Below are 21,615 nucleotides of genomic sequence, written 5' to 3' on the forward strand. Positions count from 1 at the left end.
AGACGGGCGATGGACATTCGATCGACGCTGGCGGGTTTATGTGATGCCTTCAACGCGCACGATCTTGATCGCATCATGGCATTCTTTTCTGACGATTGCGTCCTGGAGATGCCGCGGGGAAGCGAGCCTTGGGGGACTCGTTTCGAGGGCAAACGGAACGTAAGAGAAGCGCTGGCAACACGCTTCGAAGGCCTACCTGACGTCCACTACGGCAACGATGAGCATTTTGTGGATCCGACTGCCGAGACCGGCATCTCAAAATGGACCCTCACAGGCACCACCCGCGAGGGCACGAGAAAGGAGGTCCGAGGTTGTGACTTCTACACGTTTCGCAACGGGAAGGTGATCCGCAAGGACTCCTATTGGAAAATCGTGGAATAGGTCCGGGTGTTGGCTTTTCGCGTCCAGCAAAGCGGATATCGAGCCTTGCGTCATAGCTGTTCAAACATCCTCATCCTGAGGAGCCCGCAAAGCGGGCGTCTCGAAGGATGTAGGCCACAGACGGGGCCTCATGGTTCGAGACGCGCTTCGCGCTCCTCACCATGAGGGGCCTATGACGCCGTAGCTAATGCGCCCGTTCGCCCGGCGCGAACTCGCCATCGTACTGGATGGAGGCGCTGTCGACATATTGCAAGTCGACTGAGGAATACACAATGCTGCGATTGCGGCCGAGGCGCTTTGCCTCGTAGAGGGCGGTGTCGGCTTCTCCCACCAGCGCGGCCTCGTCGATTGTCGAACGGGTTTTTGCGGCAACGCCTGCGCTGATGGTGATGTAGCCGCGGCTCGAGGCCGTATTCGGAATGCCGAGCGCCCGAACCGTCAACCGGATGGCTTCGGCAACCTTCATTGCATCGTCTTCCGAGCTGTTCGGCAGCACGACGGCGAATTCCTCGCCGCCATAGCGCGCGGACAGGCCTGACGTGTTGTCGGTCGCATTGCCGATGGCTTTCGCAACCGCCTGCAGGCAACGGTCGCCGGCCTGATGCCCGTAGGTGTCGTTGTAGCCCTTGAAATTGTCGATATCGAACAGCAGCACCGAAATCTCTTCGCAGGCTTCGTATTCGCGCCGCAGGAAGCCATCGAAGGTGCGGCGGTTGGTGAGCCCGGTCAGCCCGTCGGTCGCGGCAAGCTGGGTGAGGCGGCGGTTGAGTTGGGTCAGCTCATCCTCCATCCGCTTCCGTTCAGTCACATCGCGGATGACACAGAGGAATTCCGTCCGCGCCGGGTCGCTGGTTGCGGAGGCCATCTTGAACTTGCTTTCCACCCACGCCAGCGTCCCGTCGCCACGATAGTGCCGAAACACGACCGTGCTGACGCTATCGGCGGCGTCGAGCCGAATGGTCGCCGCTTTGACGCTCTCCCTGTCGTCGGGATGGACCAGGTCGAAGCATGACTTGCCGAGCAGGTCCTTTGGACGCAATCCCAGCACCGGCTCGGCCGATCGGGAAACATAGCGGAGCAGGCTGTTGGCATCGATGAGGATGATGATATCGGCGATGTTGTTGGCCAGCAGGCGATAATGCGCCTCGCGTTCGCGCAGCGCGCGCTCCGTCTTGCTGCGGAAGCGGAACTGCAGGGCAACCAACGCCGCCAGCATCAGGATCATGCAGAGCAGCACGCCGGCGACGATGGCGTCGGTTCGCAAGCCCTTCCACCATTCGGAGAGCAGCCAGTCTTCCGATATGGCCACCGTGACCACCATCGGGTAGTGCGGCGTCACCTCATAGCCAAGGTGCTTCACGATGCCGTCGAACGGCGAGATGATCTTGTAGTATCCGACAGAGCTTTGCTTGAGATGCTTCCTGAACAGGTCGGTCTTGGAGAGATCCGTGCTCTTGTCCGACTGCGGCCAGCGCAACAGGAGCGCGCCATCATTCCGTATCAGGCTGATGCCGCCGTCGGGGCCAAGCTGAAATGTCCGGTAGAAGTTATTGAAGTAATCCTTGTCGATCGCTGCGGCGACGACCCCGCCAAAGCTGCCGTCGAGCTTGGTGATGCGTTTCGAAAGAACGATCATGGAGGATCGCTCGTCCGCGCGGGACTGCATCAGTTCGCTGATCCGAAGCGCGCTGTCTGGTTTGTCACGATGGTAGGCGAAATAGCTGCGATCCGAGATGGTATGGCGCGGTGTCTCCGTCAATGACGAATAGGTCCAGTTGCCCTTGGCATCGGCGGCGCCGATGCTCCGCAATTGGGGCAGCGTTTTCGCCGTTTCAGCGAGGTATCTGTTGAACCGGTCCGGATCGGGATCCCTGTATTTCAGCAAGTCGACCATCCCGCCCATCGCGATATCGACCGCCTGGATGGTGTGCGAGGCATGCTCGGAAAGCGAATGCGCGAGGTTCTGGATCTCGGACCTGCCGCTCGCCAGCGCCGCCTTCTTGGCGTCGAGCACCTTCCAGGCCATGACGCCGAGGATGCAGGCGGTCATGACCAGCGCAAAGGCGATGACCATGGCCGTCGATGTCACCCGCCGCAGCGGCCCGCCGGGGTCTGGGGGATTTCGATGGGGCATTCCGTGCCTTGATTGCCGCGCCGGACCTTGTTGCTGGCAGCGTGCGAGCGGAGTCTAAGACGCGACCGGTACTGGGCGGTTAACGAGCTGACCGGGAAAACACGGAAATTATGAACCCAAGTTCCATTTCTGGAACCCGGACTCTTGGGAAGCCTGGCGCGCGGATCAGGTCCTCCAAACCGCAAGAGGCCTTGACAGCCGCACAGTAACGTCAGATATTTCTGTCATGACAGAAAAGACCGACAAAAAGAAACTCTCGGCCGTGGTCGAACGGTTCATCCTGCACTGGGGCGACATGGGGGACGAGTGGGGCGTCAACCGCTCGGTCAGCCAGATCCACGGTCTGCTGTATCTCGCCGAGGCGCCGATGACCGCGGAGGATATCGCCGAGACGCTCGGCATGGCGCGATCCAACGTGTCCAATTCCATCAAGGAGCTGCTGGCCTGGAATTTGATCCGGCGGGTGCCGATTCTCGGCGACCGGCGCGATCATTTCGAGGCGGAGACCGACATCTGGGAGGTGGCGGCGCGGATCGCCGCCCGCCGCAAGGAGCGCGAGATCGATCCGGCCATCGATGCGTTGCGCGCCTGCGTTTCCGACGCCGCTGACGATCCGACCATCAGCCCGGTCGCGGCCAAGCGGCTGAAGGAAATGCTGACTTTCACCGAACTGGTCGACCGTTGGTACACGCAGATGCTCAACGTGCCGCGGCCGAGGCTGGTCGCGCTGATCAAGCTTGGCGAGAAGATCGTCAGCTTCTTGCCGGCGGGGAAGTCCAAATAGGGGCAGAGGGGCAGAGCAGGAGCGTGTGATGGTGTCCACAAGAGTACCCAGGTTTCCCGCAACGCCTGCCTCGAACACTATCCTGCTCGACGACCACCGCTTCCACGATCTGTTGCCCGACGAGGAGTGGGGCCGACTGCCTCTGGCGATCTGGCGGCGATTTTCAAAGCGTTTTGCCGATGGCGAAACCGTTGTCTATGTCGGCACGGTGGAGGAGGCGAGTTTTAGCCGCGCCGGCTGGTGGCTGGCGCAGCTTGCGCGCATGATCGGAGGGCCGTTTCCGCTATGCACCGAGACCGGCGTCTCGATGGCCGTGATGGTGACCGAAGATGCGGCGAGCGGCGGCCAGATCTGGACCCGGATCTGCGCGCGCAGCAACGGCTTTCCACAGGTCATTCACTCGGCGAAACGGTTCGCCGGGCCTACCGGGCTGGAAGAATATGTCGGCTACGGCGTCAGCATGGCGTTGCGCATTGCCGTCGAACACGAAGCCCTGGTGTTTCGCAGCGTCGACTATTCCGTGCAGATCGGGCCGGTGCGGTTGCCGCTGCCGCCCTGGCTCACGCCCGGCGATCTCACCGTGACTCATTCCGACCTCGGCGGCGGCACGTTCCGCTTCACGCTCGAGATCGTTCACCCGCGCCTTGGCAGGCTCATTCGTCAGTCCGCCATGTTCATGGAGGCCGCATCATGACGTCGTTGCTTTGGATCCTGATCGCCATTCAGGTCGTGATGGGCGTGTTCGACACGTTCTACCACCATGAGCTGACCGAGCGGCTCGCATGGCGACCATCGCAGCGCTATGAGCTGCAGCTTCATGCGTTGCGCAACATGCTCTACGCGCTTCTGTTCCTGGTGCTGGGCTGGCTGGAAGTGCACGGCGTCTTCGCCATGCTGATCGTCGTGGTGCTGGTTGCGGAAATCGTGATCACGCTGATGGATTTCGTCGAGGAGGACATGAGCCGGAAATTGCCGGCCAGCGAACGCATCAATCATACGCTGCTCGCGATCAATTACGGCGCCATTCTGGTGCTGCTGCTGCCGGTTCTGATCGGTTGGGCGGCGCAGCCGACCGGCGTCAAATCGGCTTATACAGGATGGCTCAGCCTGATCGCGGCGGCTGCGGCCGTCGGCGCTGCCCTGTGCGGGCTGCGCGATTTCACCGCGTCAAAGCGTCTGTCGCGAATGACGAGTGCGCCGGCGGCAAGCCTGGTCGAAAAACTGCCCGACCGGCAGACGGTGCTGGTCACCGGCGCTACCGGCTTCATTGGCAGTCGCCTGGTGGCAGGCCTGAGCGGGGCAGGGCATCAGGTGATCGCGCTGGTGCGCAATCCCGCCAAGATCGAGATGCTGCCGCCGCCGATCACGCTGATCACGAGCCTCGACCAGCTTCCGGCCGACACCCGTATCGATGCGATCGTCAATCTCGCGGGAGAACCGATCGGCAATGGGCTGTGGACCGAAGCCAAGCGCCGCAAAATCCTGGATTCCCGCATCAACATGACCGGCGATGTCATCCGCCTGATCGCGCGGCTCGAGCGCAAGCCGACGGTGCTGGTCTCGGGTTCGGCGATCGGCTGGTACGGGCTCTGGCAGGACCAGGTGCTGACGGAATCGGCCAAGTCGCATGCCTGCTTCAGCCATGAACTCTGCGATGCCTGGGAGAAGGCAGCGCGTCCGGCGGAAGAGCACGGCGTGCGGGTGGTCTACTTGCGGATCGGCCTCGTGATCGGCACCGACGGCGGCTTCATCACGCGGATGCTGACGCCGTTCGAGTTTGGCCTCGGCGGGCCGCTCGGTTCGGGCCGGCAGTGGATGTCGTGGATCGAGCGCGACGACCTGATCCGCCTGATCGCCCATGTCATCGCGCGTCCGGAAATCTCAGGACCGGTCAACGCGACGGCGCCGATTCCGGTCACCAATCTGAAATTCACCGAAGAACTTGGCCGATGCCTGCGCCGGCCCGCGGTGTTCCGCATTTCCGGTGGGCTGCTGCGCCGTGTCGGCGGCGATTTCGCCAATGAATTGCTGCTGGGCGGCCAGCGCGTGTTGCCGAACAAGGCGCTCAGCAACGGTTTTGTGTTCCGGCACGAAACGCTGCGCAGCGCCTTCGAGGCGATCTTGTGAGGAGGGCAGTGGCCCCAGCCAGCCATCACCGCGGCAGTTTCGCGATCGCCTGGCTGAGCTCGTGGATTTCGTAGGGCTTGCGCAGAATCGGAAAGTCGCCGCGCACGTTCCGCGCGGAATCGCTGTAGCCGCTGGTCAGGAGGATTGGCAGTCCTGGTCTGACAGCCTTCAAGTGGCGCGCCAGACCGAGGCCGTCCATCTTGCCGGGCATCACGATGTCGGAGAAGACGAGGTCTATCCCGTCGAGTTCGATTTCGCGCAACGCGGCTTCGGCGCTCGCTACCCTGCGCACGGTGTAGCCGAGCTGTTCGAGCAGCCCGGTGCTGACGGCTGCAACATCAGGATTGTCCTCCACCAGCAGCACGGTGCCGCTTCTGCCGGTTTCGACCGCGTCGACATCCCCGGCAGCGTCAGCGGCTTCCTTTCGCGGCAGCAGGATCGTGATCTTCGTGCCCTTGCCGAGTTCGCTCGCCACCTTGACCGTTCCGCCGGCCTGATGGGCGAAGCCGTGAACCTGCGATAGTCCGAGACCCGTGCCCTTGCCGATCGGCTTGGTGGTGAAGAAGGGATCGAAGATTTTGCCGAGCACATCGGGCGCGATGCCGCTGCCGGGATCTTCCACCGAGATCGCGACATATCCGATATCGGCCTCGCCGGACGTCTCGTTGTGCGCCGATATCGTGATAACGCCGCCGGTCATGGCGTCGCGCGCGTTGATGACGAGGTTGAACAGCGCCGTCTCGAACTCGGTGACGTCGATCAGCACCGGCCAGACGCCCGGGTCGACGTCGAGCTGCAAGGTCACGGCGCTGCCGACGCCGGTGTCGAGCACCTCGCGCATCGCATCGATCCGTTCGGCGACGTCGACGACCTGCGGATTGACGCTCTGCCGCCGCGCGAATGTCAGCAACTGGCTGGTGAGGGAAGCGCCGCGTTTGGTCGCTCCTTCGATCGCCGATAGCGCCCGCAGGCAGCCGGGATCGTTGCCCACCGCTTTCTTCAACGTGTGAAGACTGCCGCTGACGATCATGAGAAGATTATTGAAATCGTGCGCCACCCCGCCGGTCAGTTGGCCGAGCGCATCGAGCTTCTGCGATTCCGCGAGCTGGTGCATCCGTTCGAGCTCGAGCTGCGCTTCGCGGCGCTCGGTAATGTCGCGGGTGATCTTGGCGAAGCCGACGAGCTTGCCGTCCTCGTAAATCGGGTCGATGACGACGCTGGCCCAGAAGAACGTGCCGTCCTTGCGAACGCGCCAGCCATCCTCCTCATAGCGGCCCTGTTCACAGGTAATGCGCAAGGCGCGAAGCGGCTTGCCATTCGCGCGGTCGACTTCGGTATAAAAGCAGGAAAAATGCTGTCCGATGATTTCGGCGGGCGCGTAACCCTTGATCCGCTGGCCGCCGATGTTCCAGCTCGTAATGATTCCGGCCGGATCCAGCATGTAAAGCGCGTAGTCGGTAACGCCATCGACCAGGAGTCGGAAATTGCGTTCGCTTTCGAATAGATCCCTTTGCTCCTGCTGATCTTTTTTCGACATCCGACCTGCCCATTTAACTGGCGCAAACGCTTGTCCTGCCGATTGGTTCCACGGCCGTTGGGCTTTTTAACGAAATGGTGGGTTACCGCGCTGCGGGCTGCAGGCCGAGATTGCGTCCGCTGTCAGCGATCTCACCGCGCGAATCCTGCGCAAGGATCCGAAGGTTACTGCCGTCATCGTGAAGTCGGTCGATGCCGCCGACTGGTTCGCCGGCGGCAAGTCGCTCGCCGAGCAGAGCCTCGCCAGCTTCTGGCTCGACGTTCACGTCAGCGAGGGCGCCAACACCAAGGACGAGAAGGCGGCCTATCTCGCCGCGCTATTCCAGCGCATGGGCGAACTGCTCGGGCCGCTGCACGAGGAGAGCTACGCCCATGTCGACGAAGTGAAGGGCGATGCTTACGGCTTCGGCGGCCTCACCCAGGAGCGCCGCTACATCGCCGGCCAGCTCGAAGTCGCGCCGCGGAAGGCTGCCGCGTGAAGATCGCCTGACGAGCGGACGGCGCTTGCGGCGCTGTCCGCACGGCTTGCTGCTAAGGGACGGACGTAGGGCTGGTTGCCATCGGCGCGTGGTGGTCGCCGAATGCAAGTCCGCGTCCGAGCGACCAGTCGACCGGCGCATTTTCAGTCAGCGCGATCATGATGTCATCTGCGGAAAATCCGGCGCCAATGGCCCGATCCACAATCCGCCGAAATAGGTTTTTCTTCTGATCGATCGTGCGCCCCGCGAGAAACAAAATCTCGATGATCGACGCATCCACCGTGCGCGCGACATCCGGGAAGGTCGGGTCGATGAACATCATTTCGTGCGCGTAGGTCGAAACGAGCTGAAACCGGTCCTTGGGCGGCACACCGCAGGTCTCGACGAGACCCTCGTGCACGGCGTCGGCAAGGGCGCGAATTCTGGCCGGCGCAAGATGGGCCGGAACGGAGATGCGGGCGAGGGGCATGGGAAGATCTCCAAGTTGCTGGGGACTCCGTCCTATTCATGCTAAGAGCGAAGATAAATCCTCGATTTTGCGAAACACTCATACCGAAATGTCGTGAATACGAATATGCTGATGCACCCGATGTCAGACCTCGCGGTTTTCGTCCGAACGGTCGATCTGGGGAGTTTCGCGGCTGTGGGCGCTGAAATCGAGCTGACCGCCTCGGGCGTCTCCCGCATCGTGACGAGACTGGAGCGCCGCATCGGCGCCAAGCTGCTGCATCGGACGACGCGGCGGCTGGTGCTGACGCAGGAGGGCGAAACGTTCCTGGTTCACGCGAGAAGTATCCTGGCTGCGGTCGAGGCTGCCGAAGCCGATGTCGCCTCCGTCCATGGACGTCCGCGCGGCCATCTGCGGATCAACAGCGGCACCGCATTCGCAAGACACCGGCTTGCGCGACTGCTGCCGCAGTTCATGGACCGGTTTCCAGAAATTGCAGTCGATCTTTCGGTGAGCGATCACCGCATCGATCCGATCGCCGATCAGGTCGATGTCACGATCCGGGTCGGGCCGCTCGGCGACAGCGAGCTGATCGCGGTTCGCCTCGGTGAAGTCAGGCGCATCATCGCCGGAAGCCCGCGATATCTGGAGCGCTATGGCATTCCCGAACAAGCCGCGGATCTCGTGCGGCACAATTGCCTGCAGCTCAGCGGCTTCTCGCGGCTTGCGCAATGGCCGATGTTCGAGCAAGGCAAGCGCATCATGGTGCCGGTGAAGGGATCGATCCGCTCGGACAGCGCCGATTTCCTTCTCGACCTCGCGTTGGCCGGCGCCGGTCTCGCGCGGTTTGGTGATTTTTTGGGGGAGGCGGCCGTGAAGGACGGCAGGCTGGTGCCGGTATTGTCGCACTGCCATGATCCCGATCCGCAACCCATCACGGCCCTGATCCTGCCGGGGCGGCAAACCATCCCGCGGGTTCGGGCTTTCGTTGATTTCCTCAAGGCGAGCACTTGACGGCGGTTGGACAGCCGCTTCCGCGCACGCACGGCTGGCGCCGAACAGATCCTCGAGGCGGGCCCGAGCGCGACGCCTGCATCGCGGTTCGTCCGCCGAGCAGCTCTCCGCATCACACGATCAGCATATCCAGCACGGCCGCGGTTGCTGCGACAAGCGAGAACGCAATCACGGTGGCTCGCCAAAGCAGTTGCCGACGCGCCGCGCGGCGATCGTGGAATGCCAGCCAGTCGCGAACGAATCCGGCGGGAATGTTCATCGTGACGCTAAGCCTGGTCGGATGATGCAGTTCGTGATCCGCGAACATGGCGCGCACGTTCGCCACGCCCAGTCGGTCAAGTGCGCAATTCCATTCCCAGGCGTGCGTGCTGTTGGTCCATCGGTTCTCGAAGGGAAGCCTGTGCGACATCATCGCGACCTCCGCTGTTCACCGCCTGCCTCTGATATGTGGCCGCACTCGCCGTGGCGGAAGACCTCAAGGGAGAGCGGCGATAGAGGCGGGCATCCGATCGACAGTTTCAGGCCGTTGCCGCGGGCAGGTCTGCCATGGTCGTTCCGAACACCTCCTGGAACGCCCGCCGCAGCGCGATGTCGACGTCTTCCATCGCCACCGGCAGGCCGAGGTCCACGAGTGAAGTCACCCCGTAACGCGGATCGACAACGCCGCAGGGGACGATCGCGGAAAAATGCGAAAGCTCCGGCTCGACATTGATGGCGATGCCGTGGAACGACACCCAGCGCCGCAACCGCACGCCGATTGCGGCGATCTTGTCTTCGTGGCCGACACCCTTGTCCGGCCGCCTGACCCAGACGCCGACACGATCCTCGCGGCGCTCGCCGCGCACGTTGAAGGCATCCAGCGTGCGGATGACCCATTCTTCGAGGCCGGCAACATAGGCGCGCACGTCCGGCCGCCGCCGCTTGAGGTCGAGCATCACATAGGCCACCCGCTGGCCGGGACCGTGATAGGTGAGTTGTCCGCCGCGGCCGGTGGTGAACAACGGGAAGCGCGGCTCGAGCAGATCGTCCTGCCTGCCGCTGGTACCGGAGGTGTAGAGCGGGGGGTGCTCCAGGAGCCAGACCAGTTCGGCCGCCTTCCGCTCGGCGATCTCGGCCGCGCGGGCCTCCATTGCGGCCACGGCCTCGGGATAGGGGACCGGTTCCGCCGAAATCCGCCATTCGACCCCGCCGCCGCCCTGGGCTTGCGCGAAGGTCGTCAAATCAAGGCTTTGGCGGTCATTAACCATTGGCTAACCATAACGTGTTCAGGTGGGAACCACACCAGTTTAGTCCCCTTTGGCGGTTCAGAAGTGGCCACCCTCGATAAAGTCAGCGTCGATCTCATGGTGGTGCTCGGCACCACGACCATGCCCATCCACCAGGTGATGCGGCTTTCCCGCGGCGCCATCATCGAACTGGACGCCACCGAGGCGGACGAGGTCAAGATCCTCGCCAATAACTTGCCCATTGCCTCCGGCGTGGTGCTGGTCGATCGCAACCGCATCGCGGTCGAAGTCAAGCAAATGCTGCCGAAATCCCCTGATGTCAGGTAGTTATCGGAGCGCAAAACTTCCTTGTCCCTCCATCCCTGATTTGTTACATCGCAGCCGTTGATCCGGCGGGCTGCAATCCTTCCAGCCGGTATCCCAAGCGCTCGTGGCGGAATTGGTAGACGCGCTGCCTTGAGGTGGCAGTGAGTAACATCGTGGGGGTTCGAGTCCCTCCGAGCGCACCATACCCACGCCTAACCCATTGAATTCACAGCGTATTTTTTCCAAGGTTACTACGCAAAGTTACTACTTTGTTCGCGTCGGGCGTTCCCGCGCTGTTCGCATCGGGCAGCGGCGCAAAATCGTCGAGCGACTGGCTCTGATCGAACGCGATGATCTTGTCCATGCCACTGATGCCGAGCTTTTCTCGATTCGCCTGGGCGATGTAATGCGCCGGCATCTTCGGATCGGTCCAGCCGAACATCGCCATCATCTGGCTCTCGGTGCAGTCGGCGTAGGCGGCGACCTCAGCGCGCGCCTTGCGCACGCCATGGCAGCTCTTCTTCGGCTCGTTGACGCCGGCGAGCACCGCGTACTTCTTGAACTTCATTGCCCATGCCTTCTTGTTCATCGGTAGCACGCGGCCCTTCAACCTCTTGCCGGTGAAGACCTCGGCACCGATGATGCCAGCCGCGCGCGCCGCCCGCAGGCTTTCTGCAAATGCCGGATGCACCGGCACGGTGACGGTGGTGTTGCCGCGGCTCTTTTCGGTCGCGATCTGCACCGCCATCTTGCGCACGATTTGCCGCAGATGAGGCGGCCCGAAACGATGGGCGTCGCCCAGTCGCAAGAAGGTGTAATGCAGGATGTCGAACATCAGCCGGGCTTCGCTGCCAAGGGGCCACTTCGCGCGATAGAGCGCCATGTCGTCCTCGGTCCAGGGCAGAAAGCCACCGGTCTCACGGCTCGCCTTGGCCTTGCCGGATTTCAACCCGATCGTTGGGTCATCGTCATCGTCGAGATGACCGGCATCAATCATCCATCGGATCATGCCGCGCAGTGCGGACAGCAAATTGCCCGCCTGCGACGGTGTTCGCGCCTTCATTTCCTCCTTGATGGCCTTGCGCGTCAGCACCGCAAAGGGCTTCTCGCCATTTTCGGGCAGCAGGCTCTCGATCAACCCAGTGCGTTGTAGCCGCGTCGAATCCGCCAACCCTTCGTGGCCCACACTGAGATCGCCAAGCCAGTGGTCGCTCTGTTTGTACAGCGTCCAGTACCAGCGCAGCGTACGAGGCATCGGCGGCTCAGTAGGCAGCTCGCCGCGCGGCTCATTGCGTTGCTTTTGCGCGTTGATGTGATCGGACGCGTCACCATAGAGTGCTATCTGCGAGGCGATGGCCGCATCACACTCATCATCGAAGGCCTTCGTGCCGGGATCAGCTTTGATCCTGGTCTTCGGTAGTCCATTGCGGAGCTGAACGTAATAGCGCGTCTGCCCGCGCTGCGAGCGATCGGCCTGTACGTAGCGGCGTTCCGGCTGTACGAGTGGATCAGGTGCGCTTCGGCGTTTACGCATCACTCCCCCCAGCGCCGTGACCGCTGCATCGTAGGCAGCGTCGAACGCTTCGGTCCCATATTCCTCCCTGATCCCGATCCGGCGACCCTTGCGGCTCACCTTCACGTACCAGCGCAGTGCGCCCAGCGGGGAATAGTCAAAGTAGAGATACATTCGCGTATCCCCGGGTGCGCGGGGATCGCGATTTTCTGGCTCAAGCATTGGCTTTCTCCGGGACCAATGCTTGGAGTCTAACGGTGCGGTGACTCCGCATCAATTGCGTAAGGTGCGTTTCACCCGCTTTCGGTGCTTTTCAGGTATCGCTGCAGGGCCTCCGATGGGGTCCATATTTCGTTGCCATCATTTGTCGGCTTGATCGGCGCGGCGCCTGCCACCAGCGCGATCCGAATAACGCCCTCACCATCGACAGTGACCTCGCCCGCGCCAGCTGCCTTGGCGGCCCGGATCGCGCGAGCAATGTCTGCTTGTGTAACCTTGGCCGGACGCCGCGGCATCACGCTTCTCCTTTAGGCTGCATAATTCAGCGCTGTCGGAAACGAAATCGTTCGGTATGCAAAACTGAGAACTCTCCGGACAAAAGGGTAGACGACTGTCCGTCGGACATTCGGCTAAATTAGAGTGGAAACGGGAGGGGTAATTCAGAGACTACGGGCAGCTCGATACAGCGCGTTAAACGATCTGATTGCCGTTCGCCGGTGTCTCTGTGCGCAGTTAAGGCTTCGCGCTAAATCAGGATACCGTTTGGGACTTCACGGAAGGGCGCTTCTGGTGCGTGATCAAAAGGCGGCGTTCAACACCCCCTGATCTCACTGCTCGGCCGGGTAGGACTTGAACGAGGAGCCAGGCCGTTATGGGCGGAAGAACAATGGTCAGGTTCGTTGATTTCAATACGATTTCGTTTGATTTCGGTTGCGCTAGCGAATTTCGAGTAGCGCTGTTTCACGCGGCTTGCTCTGATCGTTCAGTACCGCCGGTCCCATGATGGATTGGACAGGGACATCTCAAAAATCGAAGCAGCATCAGCACTTAAGCCGCACCTCGATCAACAATGTCGTACCAAATGTAGTACTGCCGCTGGTTCGGAGCTCGGCGAGCAAGCGTTGTCGCGCGCCAGCGTCTGTCCTCCGGCTATAGCGTAGTGCGGCGCAGCTGGGCGCGGCGGCAGGTGATATGCGCCTGCGTCGCCGCATTCAACGTTCTGCAGCGATCATTTTGCTCGGAGCTTTAGCCTGCGCATGCGCGAAGGCACGCAGCGAGTTTCAAGAAACTCGCCCGAGGGTGCCAAAAGAAGGAGAGGCGGTGCGCCGCCTAGGTCGTCAAGGCCGCCATTTCTTTTCTAGCGGCTTCGACTCTCGCATCAAGGTATTTGGCTAGATCCAGAAGGTGGATGCCTTTAGCGCATTTCTGGCTTGCTTCCATTCGCACGAGGGATCGCTATTTCACCTGCGCTGATCTTCTGCACCAGCTTGGTGGGATTCAGGTGTGAGAAGTAGTCCCGACACACGTCTTCGATCGGGATGATGGCCTTGCCACCATACTGCGCCATCAAAAGGAATGGAGTGTTCAAGGCCAGGTCTCAACCGATTGCTATTCTATCTAGCCTGAGAATCTTCCGGCTCGTGAGATCTATTTCCGTCGTCGGCGGAATTTGGCTTGCCTAGCGTAGTAAAAGGAGCGTTCGGCGCGTGCGGCTCTCTGTATCGGCAAGTAGGTGCCGTAGCCGGTAAAGCCGCTCTCATTCCGACAAGTATTGGATGTGTTGTGGTGGTGCCCGCGGCGGGATAATGGCCGCCGCCGGTGATTCTCCTAAGCTTTACGTGGAATTCGGCCACGTTCGTTGCGCTTCGTGCGGGTTGTTTCTGGTGCGAAACTGGTGCGGTTCGTCCGCAGTTGAAACTTGGATTTAGGGCATATGCTGTTGGTGATAACGCGAGAACGCAAGACGGTACCGGCGGCCGACGGCAAGCGAATTCCGTGCGCCACCGCGCCGGCTGTCGTCAATGCGGATCATCATCGCCACGGCGGGCAACCACGCGCCTGGAGAGCTGCCGCCGCTCACCTATGTCTCTGGCGGGTTGGAACAGGAAAATATCCGTCGCGTCGTATGCGATATTCTTGAAGGTGGCGAGCGAGCCTTCCAGGAACGTGCGCGCCGATTGCGGGTCAAGCTTGAGCGCTAGGAATCGTCCTCGGAAAAGTCGACCTTGAAGTGTTTCTCGAAGCGGGCGCGTGCTTCAGGTGAAATCTGTTCATACAGTTCTTTCGCCTGGCTGCTCGGGTAATAGCGAAGCCGCTCAATGGCGTATGCGTGGTCCAAGGGGATTTCGGCTATGATGCAATACCCCGCCGCATCAAACTCTCGCGGATCGAAAAGCTGAGGCAGGCCCTTGAGAGCGTGCAGAGTGCGCTGTGAGATGCGCAGGCCGCTGCCATCCGCTACCGCATTCGTATATGCTTCGGCCGTCTTTCGCAGTCCTTCGATTTGACCGCTCATCTTGTCCAGCTTCTCTCCCAGTTGCCCCAGCGCGCGTTCAACGGGCGTTTGCATGATCGAGCTTCGATTCCAATCGGCGAGATGGAACGTCGCCGATTGGGCCATCGGAGTGTCGTGGAAGGTATAGCTGAACTTGAACGTCACCACGGGTTCGTCCGTTTGCAGGATTTCGATCAAGGACCCGAGCAAGAAATGCAATTCTGATCGCGGCGCTAGCGCACGGATTCCGCGCTCTCCAAGTGCGCCGAGGCTGTCGCGTTGCATTGGGAAGTTTGCTTCGATCTGGCAGCCAAGGTCGCTGATCGTGTCGGTCTCATGTGCGTTCATTAGGCGCAAATGGGCAAGGATGTTTTGCGTATGAAGCTCGGCGCGTAGAGGCTGCAGCGGGCGCTTGGGCCTGTTGCGTACGTCTTCGATTTCATAATGCTCCATGACGTCGCTATGCGAGCCACGCCGTTTATAATACTTGCGGTCGTTACTTTGATGCGGCGCTTGCGGGCTGGGCGATACGTCGATCACGTAGATCGTACCCGTCGGCGTCGAGAACTCGCGGATTTCAACGGTTTCAACAGCAGGAAACGTGCCCCCGTTGATGATTTGATAAATCCAATCACGCTTGGAGGGGCCCGGCGTGCCGCCGTCGATGCCAATGGGCGCCAGATTCTTCATTTCGATGCCGATAATGAAGGTGCCGCCGGCCGAGTTCGCCAGTGCCGAAATCGTCTTGCACACTGTATTGGCGTCGCGATTGATCAGGACATCGGAGCCCTTGTATTCGAGGTTGACACCCTCAGGGATCTGGTCGGCAACGATGGCCCGCACGTCATCGAGTGTTTCGTATGATTTGAATATCATGATTGCGCACGCCTAATTTGTGAAGCTGAAATCTGGAGATAGGGCGATAGTCAGGACGCGCTACAGCCGATGCCGTGCTGACCAGTCTGCACAAACATCGGTGCTGCCCGACCTCGGTTTTCCATTGGTTCTCGGGCTCTAAGGGTGAACAGCACCGCCTGAGGTCAAAGGGAGGAGGCGGCACGCTAGTCGAAAGGTAGTTCGCCCTTCGCATGTGTTCCGATCCAAATCGTTTGCTCCGCCGATGGGCGTTGGCGTCCCGGCTTCGCGAAAAAATCATCGGCGGCCTTTTCGCGTAAGTCCGTCAAAGCGGCGAGCCGGTGATGGCCATCGATGAAACGAAGATGGCCGGCGTCGCGCATCGCAAGTGCAGGGTTTGCAAAAGACCCGTGTTCAAGCAGATACTGAAACGGGCGGCGGTACTGCCCCTTCTCGGCTTCGCTGGCGGTGTTCGCATAGAAAGGGCCCGAGACGGCCGCGATCCTCTGTTGCGTTACTTGGGAAAGATTTCCTCGGCTGCAATCGACCTTTTCCTGTTTCCATTCGACATCGGCCCACCACGAGAGCGGCCGATTACCCAGGATACCTCCCCAACGATCGGTGCCCAGGGGCTCGGCTGGCGGCCATCCGATATCGTTCGCGAAATAGAGAAGCCACTCCTCGATAACCGCATCGGGCCACTTCGGGAGCTTCTCCTTGATTTGCTTGACGGTGACCATGGCGCACGTGCCCCCTCAGCCCATTCCTGGGGCATATCATATGGTGCGCAACCCCGTCTTGCCGGGCCTGTCGGCTGCGCGCTCCGCCTTCCAGAGGCGCTGCGTTGACACCTGTCGCGCGTCTTGACGAAAGAACAAAAAGAGAACAAACTCGCTACAGCTGCAGCGATCCCTTATGGGCCTGGCTGGCCTTTGCTTTGCTCCACAGCCGAATAAATGCCGCTGGCATACTCACGGTTGCGCGACGCGGGACTCTCGTCTTCTATGATTCGGGTGATGGCCTCGAAGCATGGGCGGTTATGAATTTCAAATCTGTATCAGAGGTCTTGCACGAGTACGGTTGTGGCCATCCGGCACTGAACGCTTTGATGCCAAACGCCGCGAACTACAAGGCGATGATGTTCCAGCCGCGCGGCGAGATCGACGCCAGCGCAAATGGCGTGTTCAACAAAGATCGCGCCTTTGCGACAAAACAATTCAGCAAATTTCTTGCATTAGCCCACCAGCAGCAGGCCGACCTTGCGGTTACCCCCGAATACTCGATGCCTTGGGACGTCCTCAAGAATGCAATCGCAACCGACACTCGGCCGGCGCCCGGAGAGCTGTGGGTGCTGGGTTGCGAGAGCATCAAATTACAAGAACTGAACACTCTAAAAGCGGAACTCGACAATATTGCGAAGGTCATCTTCGAGCCGCTCGCTGCTCAACCAGATCGCTTCCTCGATCCGCTTGCCTACGTGTTTCAGGCGCCCGTTAAGGGAAGCGATGCATTTCAGCTCGTTGTTCTCGTTCAGTTCAAAACGATGCCGATGGCCGATCCAGATCACTTCGAGGTGAACGGGCTTCAACTGGGCTCGCGTATCTATACGTTCGGGAAAAGTGCGAACGACATCCGGCTCGCCTCGCTAATCTGCTCCGATGCATTCGGCCTCATGGACGCGCAGGCGGAAGAAATTTACAGTCGAACCCTCATCATTCATCTCCAGCTCAACCCAAAGCCGAGGCATGAAGAGTTTCGGCGCTATCGCGACCGCCTCTTGCGGTTTGGGTGCGCCGAACTGGAAGTCATCTGCCTGAATTGGGCTTGCGATGTGGTTGAATGGAGTGGAGCTAAGCAGAAACCTTGGAAGAATGTTGCTGCTTCCGCATGGTATCTGAAGCCTGATACGTTCGATTCCCGAGATGAAACGCTCTCGACCAATCACGCGCGCGGACTTTACTATACTTGGCTGAGCCAGCATCGCTACCACGTCCTGTTCTTCAATTACGCGCCAGCAGTGTTCGAGCTGACCGCGACCAAGGTATTTCATCATGGCGTATCGGCGGTGCAGTCGCGACGGCGTGGGCCTCAGTTGACGAACGTCTATACTTGGGCGGCCGATGCAACGTGGGTTGAACAGAAGAAATGCGATGACGGTTTCTCGTCGATAGCCAAAGAAGCTGGTGCCGCAAAAGTTGCGCTGGAGAAAATGCGCTCGAAGAATCCGATTTCCACAGAGCGAGTAATTGCGCTGTGCTCGGGCAATATTCGGGATGAAATCAAGTGGCACAATGTGCAGCAGCTCAATTCGTGCGTCATCGATTCTACAGAAATTGTTAAGCGCATAACGTTCTGCCAAGACAATGATGCTTCGGCGTCAACCTTCAGGATCGCGCAGTTGAAGAGGTGTGCGATTTTGACGGATATCTTGAAAGACGAAAAGTTGCTGCCCCGTGCTCTCGCGGATGTAAAGAATGGCTACGAATTTGATTGGCAGCCGACCGCTCCGCATCAGAACATTCGCACCACGAAAGGCGGTGCCACCGTCATCTACATGGGTGAAGAGACGACGATAGAAATGGTTGCAGCCAAGAAGAGACGCGTTGCTGAATACTTGCATCGTGAAACATCATCGATCGACGACAGTGTCGTAGCGAAACAGCGCTTGGCGGTTTGGTACCGAGATGCTGGAGCGATCAAGCTCGTTAATCCCGAAGAGTTCGTCCAAATTGACAAGCCGGACTCTGCCTCCCAATTCGATATCGCGAGAGGCGACTGATGCTTAGCTTCGATGAATTACAACAGAAGGTGACGGCGCGATTTTCTGACGCGAAAACGATCGAAGATCGTGTGATCCGCTTTGTTCGCAAGCTGAATGATCATCCGTTCGCCGTTTGCTATCTCGCGTTAGATGCCGACCTCCCAAACGATGAGCAAGAACTCACCCAATACCAGGATCGGGTTGTTGGCGGGCTCTATTTTGAAGGCGCGACAAGCCTCCAATGGAGCAACTATCTCTATTTTATAACGAGCGCACAGCGGCTGGGCAGCCAAAAGGTGCAGCGCGCGAAGGAATTCATTGAGCGTAACCGTTCGTATGCTCGAAAGTTTGTCGTAAGTGATCGGGAATTGGACCAGATTCTCGCGCCCCCCGTCGCAACGCCGGAAGGGGCCGCAGCGCGTCCAAACGTTATTTCTGTTTGGACGCAAGCGCTTGCCGCTCAAGGATTGGACAAGGCAATCTTCAGCGACGAGGGGATGCCTTCGCGGCTGGCGATGATTGAGTCAACTGAGCCGTCCGAATCCTCGGTGAAGCTTCCGGCATCTTCGCCAAAAAGCCCGCCCCCTACATTTCTAGATCGATTGCAGCTATCGAAATATCGCCCTTATCCATTGAATCGGGATTTTGATTTCGGAACGATGAATTTGGTCTTCGGTCCGAACGCCGCCGGCAAGACCTCATTACTTGAAGCCATTGAGCTGCTGTATTGCGGTCGAAACAAGCGCAATGACGATAAGCCGACACAGTATGAAATCATCGCGCGCTTCCGCGACGGCAAGACGGAGAAGGCGAGCCCAGGGCGCGCATTGAAGGTGTTCAGAGACCGAAATTTGGCTTGGTACGGTCAACCCGAAGTTCTAACGAACAACCTCTACCAGAGTTTCTCTAAGTTCAATTTCTTGGATACGGATGCTGCCGTTCGAATAGCGGATTCCACCGAGGATATCGATCAGGACTTGTCCAAGCTTCTCATCGGGCCGGACGCGTCGAGGATCTGGGACAATATAGGGAGAGTCCAAGAGGCCCTTGAATCGCGACTGCGCGATCAGAATAGGCTTGGAAAGCAGTTGGATGACGAGCTTGCGGAGTTGGTCAAGCGCCTGGAGGCAATTGCCAGTTTGAAGCGGGAGTCGGATTCGATTGACGAAAAGCTCAGAGAAATGCTCCATCGGCTTCGCTGGGTCCCTGATATCGAGAAGTTTGACGAAAGGGCTGCGGGGCGGCTCGTTTCGTCTCTCGCGGAGTTGCTCGCGCTTGCTGAGCAGGCAACATCGCTTGGCTGGATAAAGTCGCCAATTACGTTGTCGTTGCTGGCCAAATACACCTCCGACACAAACGTAATCGCGCAGACGGCAGATGCTTCCATCCGGCAGCTCGAAGTTGTTAAGAAGAATCAGCGTGCGTTTGAAGAAAGCATCGAGCGCCAAAACGAGGTCTCGGCGCTCTTAGCGCAGTTGCGCCTGCTCGTGGAGGCACAGGTGCACGTTCGTGCTGCCGAACGAACTCAGTGCGAGAAGGTCGAGGCGACTAACTCGGCTCTGCTTGTCGGCTTTGATACAGCGGCATTTGATGATGCTGGCGTCGTCAACGTGGATAGCAAGATCACTCTGGCCGATAAGCACGCAGAGATCGCCCGCGCCAAAGCTGCGGCCCAGGCCACTTTTCAAAAAACTCGGGGTGAATACACTAGATTTGCGCGGTTGCGAGAGAGGTCGCTATCCCTTGCTCAACAGTTGCGCGAAATAGCCAGTCGCATCGTTGAAGATAGCGATAGTCCCGACGAGTGCCCACTTTGCCATACCCAATTTGGAGAGGGCGAGCTCGCCGAGCATATGAGTCATGGTATCGATAAGCATGTCGAGCAAACCGGGCAGGCCATACTTAAGCGGCAGCGATCCGAGGAATCTGAGCTTAACAGGCTTGTTTCCGTCGAAGCGGTCTACGCGTGGTTAGTAAAATTTTGCGAACGTGCATCGACGACTAGAAATATCACGGTAGGGAAAGCTGTAGCGAAGCTGGCCGAGGTGCGGCAGGTGCTGAGTGTTTCAACTCAGAGGCTGGGCATTCTCGGAAGAGAAATCGCAACACTCGAAAAGAGGGGGCTTTCGGAAGGGCGGTTGAGGGAAATTCAATCTCGGCTGGTTGCGCTCAAGCAGGCGGTTTCCCCACTGACCCTCAAGGCAGTTGACGAAGCTATTCGCAAAATTATGGATGAAACCGCTTCGACAACGAACTCGCTACAAGCCGTCATCAAAGAATCTCGTGATCGCGGCGGCTCTCTTCAAAATGTTCTCTCCGCTGACGACCAGTCGTTGCCAACTTTGAAATCTGCGCTTTCTAAGCTTAGAGAAACAATCGCTCTCACCGCGCGGATCGAAGAGCAGATTAGAAGTCACTCCGAGGAGTTTCCCTGGGGAAACAGAACCGCGCTCACGGAGTTGGTTGTCTCAGCTAACGCCGTTAGTTCCGTCGCTGCGAGCTTGCAAACGTCCCTTGGTCAAGAAAGGCAAGATCGGAAGGTTCATGCCGATCTAGAGAAGCGGCGTAAGCAACTCACCTCTCAAGCAAGCCAACAACGCTCGAAGCTGAGGCGCTTGCAGCGCGCGTTCGATACCCTCACGAAGTTGAAGAAGGACCATTCTTTGCAGGACGAGATGAATGCCGCGCTCTTGCAGAACCGGAAGTCGATTGAGACAATATTTTCTCAAATCCATTCGCCAGTTGAGTTTTCTGGCCTTAGTGACAAGTTCCCGTTGCTGAGGCGAAAGAATAACGATGCCGATGCGAAGTTGACGGAGATAAGCACGGGCCAGCGTGCTGCCTATGCTCTATCTATCTTCCTCGCCCAAAACAGTCAGCTCACGAGTGCTCCGCCAGTTATATTGATCGATGACCCCATCGCTCATGTTGACGATTTGAACGCTTTGTCCTTTCTCGACTACCTCAGAGAGGTGGCTGTGCGTGGGAAGCGGCAGATTTTCTTCGCAACGGCTAACGACAAGCTTGCCACTCTCATTGAACGAAAATTCGACTTCCTTGGAAGCGATTTTAAGAAGATTGCTCTAAATCGCAGCATTTAAAGGAAGGCGGGCTACGGGCTGATTTGAGCTAACAATGCGTAGTCTGCGTTAGAAGCGGCGACGAGTTCTAGCAAATCTCTGGCGCATTAGTTGCTCGCGATATCCTTCGACTTTGGGCTGCGAAGGGGGAGGCGGCGGAGGTGGCGAGGTGAGGCCCAGTCGCTTCAAGACCGCTGAGATGTCGAACGTTTCATGCGGAACGCACTTCGCGAAGAATCCGCATGTCATTCGGCCTGCTTGGACGCCGATTGACACGCGCTTCTTGGCTTCACGGATGCGGCAGCGGTCGCAGGACGGTGGCACACATTCGAAGTCGGCAAGACCTTCCGCAATCGCCGGTTCTTGCGCGATCTGGAAGAACTTGTGACAGGGGGACGCTTGATGGTGAAGGTTGACGGTCGGACCGTGCGGGCCAATCCCGAAGAGGAGAGAGGCAGGCTGGTGATCTGAAAACCC

General features: G+C 59.3%; 18 protein-coding genes, 1 tRNA gene and 2 pseudogenes. 11 read left to right on the forward strand and 10 right to left on the reverse strand.

The annotated features are described in order from the left end of the window. The first annotated feature begins 9 nt into the window (after positions 1-9). Entirely contained in the window at positions 10-381 is a 372-nt protein-coding gene (locus tag V1292_RS21710) for a nuclear transport factor 2 family protein (RefSeq protein ID WP_334374709.1), read from the forward strand. A 184-nt stretch (positions 382-565) separates the two neighbouring features. On the opposite strand, the gene V1292_RS21715 is transcribed toward V1292_RS21710, so the two are convergent. Further along, positions 566-2,515, reverse strand: a complete 1,950-nt coding sequence (locus V1292_RS21715) for a diguanylate cyclase domain-containing protein (RefSeq protein WP_334374710.1) — start codon at positions 2,513-2,515, stop codon at positions 566-568. Between the two features lie 226 nt (positions 2,516-2,741). Between V1292_RS21715 and V1292_RS21720 the strand changes: the two genes are divergently transcribed. From V1292_RS21720 to V1292_RS21730, 3 genes are read left to right on the forward strand one after another with little or no spacing between them, the layout of a single operon-like run. Continuing rightward, positions 2,742-3,299, forward strand: a complete 558-nt coding sequence (locus V1292_RS21720) for a GbsR/MarR family transcriptional regulator (RefSeq protein ID WP_334374711.1) — start codon at positions 2,742-2,744, stop codon at positions 3,297-3,299. Positions 3,300-3,327: 28 nt separating this feature from the next. Further along, positions 3,328-3,993, forward strand: a complete 666-nt coding sequence (locus tag V1292_RS21725) for a DUF4166 domain-containing protein (RefSeq protein ID WP_334374712.1) — start codon at positions 3,328-3,330, stop codon at positions 3,991-3,993. Next, on the forward strand, positions 3,990-5,426 hold the full coding sequence (locus tag V1292_RS21730; protein ID WP_334374713.1) for a TIGR01777 family oxidoreductase: 1,437 nt from the start codon (positions 3,990-3,992) through the stop codon (positions 5,424-5,426). Before V1292_RS21725 ends, V1292_RS21730 begins: the two co-directional genes overlap by 4 nt. A 25-nt stretch (positions 5,427-5,451) precedes the next feature. Here the strand turns inward: V1292_RS21730 and V1292_RS21735 are convergent, their stop codons facing one another. Continuing rightward, positions 5,452-6,963 (reverse strand): PAS domain-containing sensor histidine kinase, encoded by a 1,512-nt coding sequence (locus V1292_RS21735; protein WP_334374714.1) that lies wholly within the window; start codon positions 6,961-6,963, stop codon positions 5,452-5,454. A 97-nt stretch (positions 6,964-7,060) separates the two neighbouring features. Between V1292_RS21735 and V1292_RS21740 the strand changes: the two genes are divergently transcribed. Then, positions 7,061-7,441 (forward strand): tautomerase family protein, encoded by a 381-nt coding sequence (locus V1292_RS21740; protein ID WP_334377117.1) that lies wholly within the window; start codon positions 7,061-7,063, stop codon positions 7,439-7,441. Between the two features lie 52 nt (positions 7,442-7,493). On the opposite strand, the gene V1292_RS21745 is transcribed toward V1292_RS21740, so the two are convergent. Then, entirely contained in the window at positions 7,494-7,910 is a 417-nt protein-coding gene (locus tag V1292_RS21745) for a tautomerase family protein (RefSeq protein ID WP_334374715.1), read from the reverse strand. Between the two features lie 93 nt (positions 7,911-8,003). Here V1292_RS21745 and V1292_RS21750 point away from each other — a divergent pair, with 93 nt between their 5' ends. Further along, positions 8,004-8,903, forward strand: a complete 900-nt coding sequence (locus V1292_RS21750) for a LysR family transcriptional regulator (RefSeq protein ID WP_334374716.1) — start codon at positions 8,004-8,006, stop codon at positions 8,901-8,903. 112 nt (positions 8,904-9,015) lie between these two features. On the opposite strand, the gene V1292_RS21755 is transcribed toward V1292_RS21750, so the two are convergent. Continuing rightward, positions 9,016-9,315, reverse strand: a complete 300-nt coding sequence (locus V1292_RS21755) for a hypothetical protein (RefSeq protein ID WP_334374717.1) — start codon at positions 9,313-9,315, stop codon at positions 9,016-9,018. A 106-nt stretch (positions 9,316-9,421) separates the two neighbouring features. Next, on the reverse strand, positions 9,422-10,150 hold the full coding sequence (lipB, locus tag V1292_RS21760) for a lipoyl(octanoyl) transferase LipB (RefSeq protein WP_334374718.1): 729 nt from the start codon (positions 10,148-10,150) through the stop codon (positions 9,422-9,424). Between the two features lie 63 nt (positions 10,151-10,213). On the opposite strand from lipB, the gene V1292_RS21765 reads away from it, so the two are divergent. Together V1292_RS21765 and V1292_RS21770 are read left to right on the forward strand one after the other, a co-directional pair. Continuing rightward, positions 10,214-10,456: a FliM/FliN family flagellar motor switch protein gene (locus V1292_RS21765; protein WP_027583831.1), complete on the forward strand. Its 243-nt coding sequence runs from the start codon at positions 10,214-10,216 to the stop codon at positions 10,454-10,456. A 97-nt stretch (positions 10,457-10,553) separates the two neighbouring features. After that, positions 10,554-10,638: transfer RNA gene (locus tag V1292_RS21770), tRNA-Leu, on the forward strand. A gap of 23 nt (positions 10,639-10,661) precedes the next feature. Here the strand turns inward: V1292_RS21770 and V1292_RS21775 are convergent. The 3 genes and pseudogenes from V1292_RS21775 to V1292_RS21785 all read right to left on the reverse strand — a co-directional run bounded on the left by V1292_RS21775 (position 10,662) and on the right by V1292_RS21785 (position 13,515). Further along, complete coding sequence (locus V1292_RS21775; RefSeq protein ID WP_334374719.1) at positions 10,662-12,122, reverse strand: hypothetical protein; 1,461 nt, start codon at positions 12,120-12,122, stop codon at positions 10,662-10,664. Positions 12,123-12,241: 119 nt separating this feature from the next. After that, positions 12,242-12,463, reverse strand: coding sequence for a hypothetical protein (locus V1292_RS21780; RefSeq protein WP_334374720.1), 222 nt, complete (start codon positions 12,461-12,463; stop codon positions 12,242-12,244). 814 nt (positions 12,464-13,277) lie between these two features. Continuing rightward, positions 13,278-13,515: pseudogene (locus V1292_RS21785) on the reverse strand (pyocin activator PrtN family protein). A 457-nt stretch (positions 13,516-13,972) separates the two neighbouring features. On the opposite strand from V1292_RS21785, the pseudogene V1292_RS21790 reads away from it, so the two are divergent. Then, positions 13,973-14,149: pseudogene (locus tag V1292_RS21790) on the forward strand (AAA family ATPase); the annotation flags it as partial. On the opposite strand, the gene V1292_RS21795 reads toward V1292_RS21790, so the two are convergent. Further along, positions 14,146-15,318 (reverse strand): ATP-binding protein, encoded by a 1,173-nt coding sequence (locus tag V1292_RS21795; RefSeq protein ID WP_334374722.1) that lies wholly within the window; start codon positions 15,316-15,318, stop codon positions 14,146-14,148. The pseudogene V1292_RS21790 and the gene V1292_RS21795 sit on opposite strands and share 4 nt — an antisense overlap. Positions 15,319-15,503: 185 nt before the next feature. Further along, the gene (locus tag V1292_RS21800; protein WP_334374723.1) at positions 15,504-16,037 is read right to left on the reverse strand and encodes a hypothetical protein; all 534 of its coding nucleotides are present in this window, start codon (positions 16,035-16,037) and stop codon (positions 15,504-15,506) included. 104 nt (positions 16,038-16,141) lie between these two features. Here V1292_RS21800 and V1292_RS21805 point away from each other — a divergent pair, with 104 nt between their 5' ends. Both V1292_RS21805 and V1292_RS21810 read left to right on the forward strand, forming a co-directional pair. Beyond that, positions 16,142-18,076: a hypothetical protein gene (locus tag V1292_RS21805; protein ID WP_334374724.1), complete on the forward strand. Its 1,935-nt coding sequence runs from the start codon at positions 16,142-16,144 to the stop codon at positions 18,074-18,076. Beyond that, complete coding sequence (locus tag V1292_RS21810; protein ID WP_334374725.1) at positions 18,076-21,159, forward strand: AAA family ATPase; 3,084 nt, start codon at positions 18,076-18,078, stop codon at positions 21,157-21,159. Before V1292_RS21805 ends, V1292_RS21810 begins: the two co-directional genes overlap by 1 nt. Positions 21,160-21,615: the final 456 nt, after the last annotated feature.

The sequence above is a fragment of the Bradyrhizobium sp. AZCC 1719 genome, from assembly GCF_036924525.1.
Lineage (GTDB): Bacteria > Pseudomonadota > Alphaproteobacteria > Rhizobiales > Xanthobacteraceae > Bradyrhizobium.

Excerpts from the sequence above, each read along its gene's own strand:
- lipB (WP_334374718.1), bottom strand. The coding sequence starts at position 10,150 with ATGGTTAATGACCGCCAAAGCCTTGATTTGACGACCTTCGCGCAAGCC.
- V1292_RS21720 (WP_334374711.1), top strand. The coding sequence starts at position 2,742 with ATGACAGAAAAGACCGACAAAAAGAAACTCTCGGCCGTGGTCGAACGG.
- V1292_RS21715 (WP_334374710.1), bottom strand. The coding sequence starts at position 2,515 with ATGCCCCATCGAAATCCCCCAGACCCCGGCGGGCCGCTGCGGCGGGTG.
- V1292_RS21725 (WP_334374712.1), top strand. The coding sequence starts at position 3,328 with ATGGTGTCCACAAGAGTACCCAGGTTTCCCGCAACGCCTGCCTCGAAC.
- V1292_RS21810 (WP_334374725.1), top strand. The coding sequence starts at position 18,076 with ATGCTTAGCTTCGATGAATTACAACAGAAGGTGACGGCGCGATTTTCT.
- V1292_RS21710 (WP_334374709.1), top strand. The coding sequence starts at position 10 with ATGGACATTCGATCGACGCTGGCGGGTTTATGTGATGCCTTCAACGCG.
- V1292_RS21745 (WP_334374715.1), bottom strand. The coding sequence starts at position 7,910 with ATGCCCCTCGCCCGCATCTCCGTTCCGGCCCATCTTGCGCCGGCCAGA.
- V1292_RS21775 (WP_334374719.1), bottom strand. The coding sequence starts at position 12,122 with ATGTATCTCTACTTTGACTATTCCCCGCTGGGCGCACTGCGCTGGTAC.
- V1292_RS21735 (WP_334374714.1), bottom strand. The coding sequence starts at position 6,963 with ATGTCGAAAAAAGATCAGCAGGAGCAAAGGGATCTATTCGAAAGCGAA.
- V1292_RS21795 (WP_334374722.1), bottom strand. The coding sequence starts at position 15,318 with ATGATATTCAAATCATACGAAACACTCGATGACGTGCGGGCCATCGTT.
- V1292_RS21780 (WP_334374720.1), bottom strand. The coding sequence starts at position 12,463 with ATGCCGCGGCGTCCGGCCAAGGTTACACAAGCAGACATTGCTCGCGCG.
- V1292_RS21730 (WP_334374713.1), top strand. The coding sequence starts at position 3,990 with ATGACGTCGTTGCTTTGGATCCTGATCGCCATTCAGGTCGTGATGGGC.
- V1292_RS21800 (WP_334374723.1), bottom strand. The coding sequence starts at position 16,037 with ATGGTCACCGTCAAGCAAATCAAGGAGAAGCTCCCGAAGTGGCCCGAT.
- V1292_RS21755 (WP_334374717.1), bottom strand. The coding sequence starts at position 9,315 with ATGATGTCGCACAGGCTTCCCTTCGAGAACCGATGGACCAACAGCACG.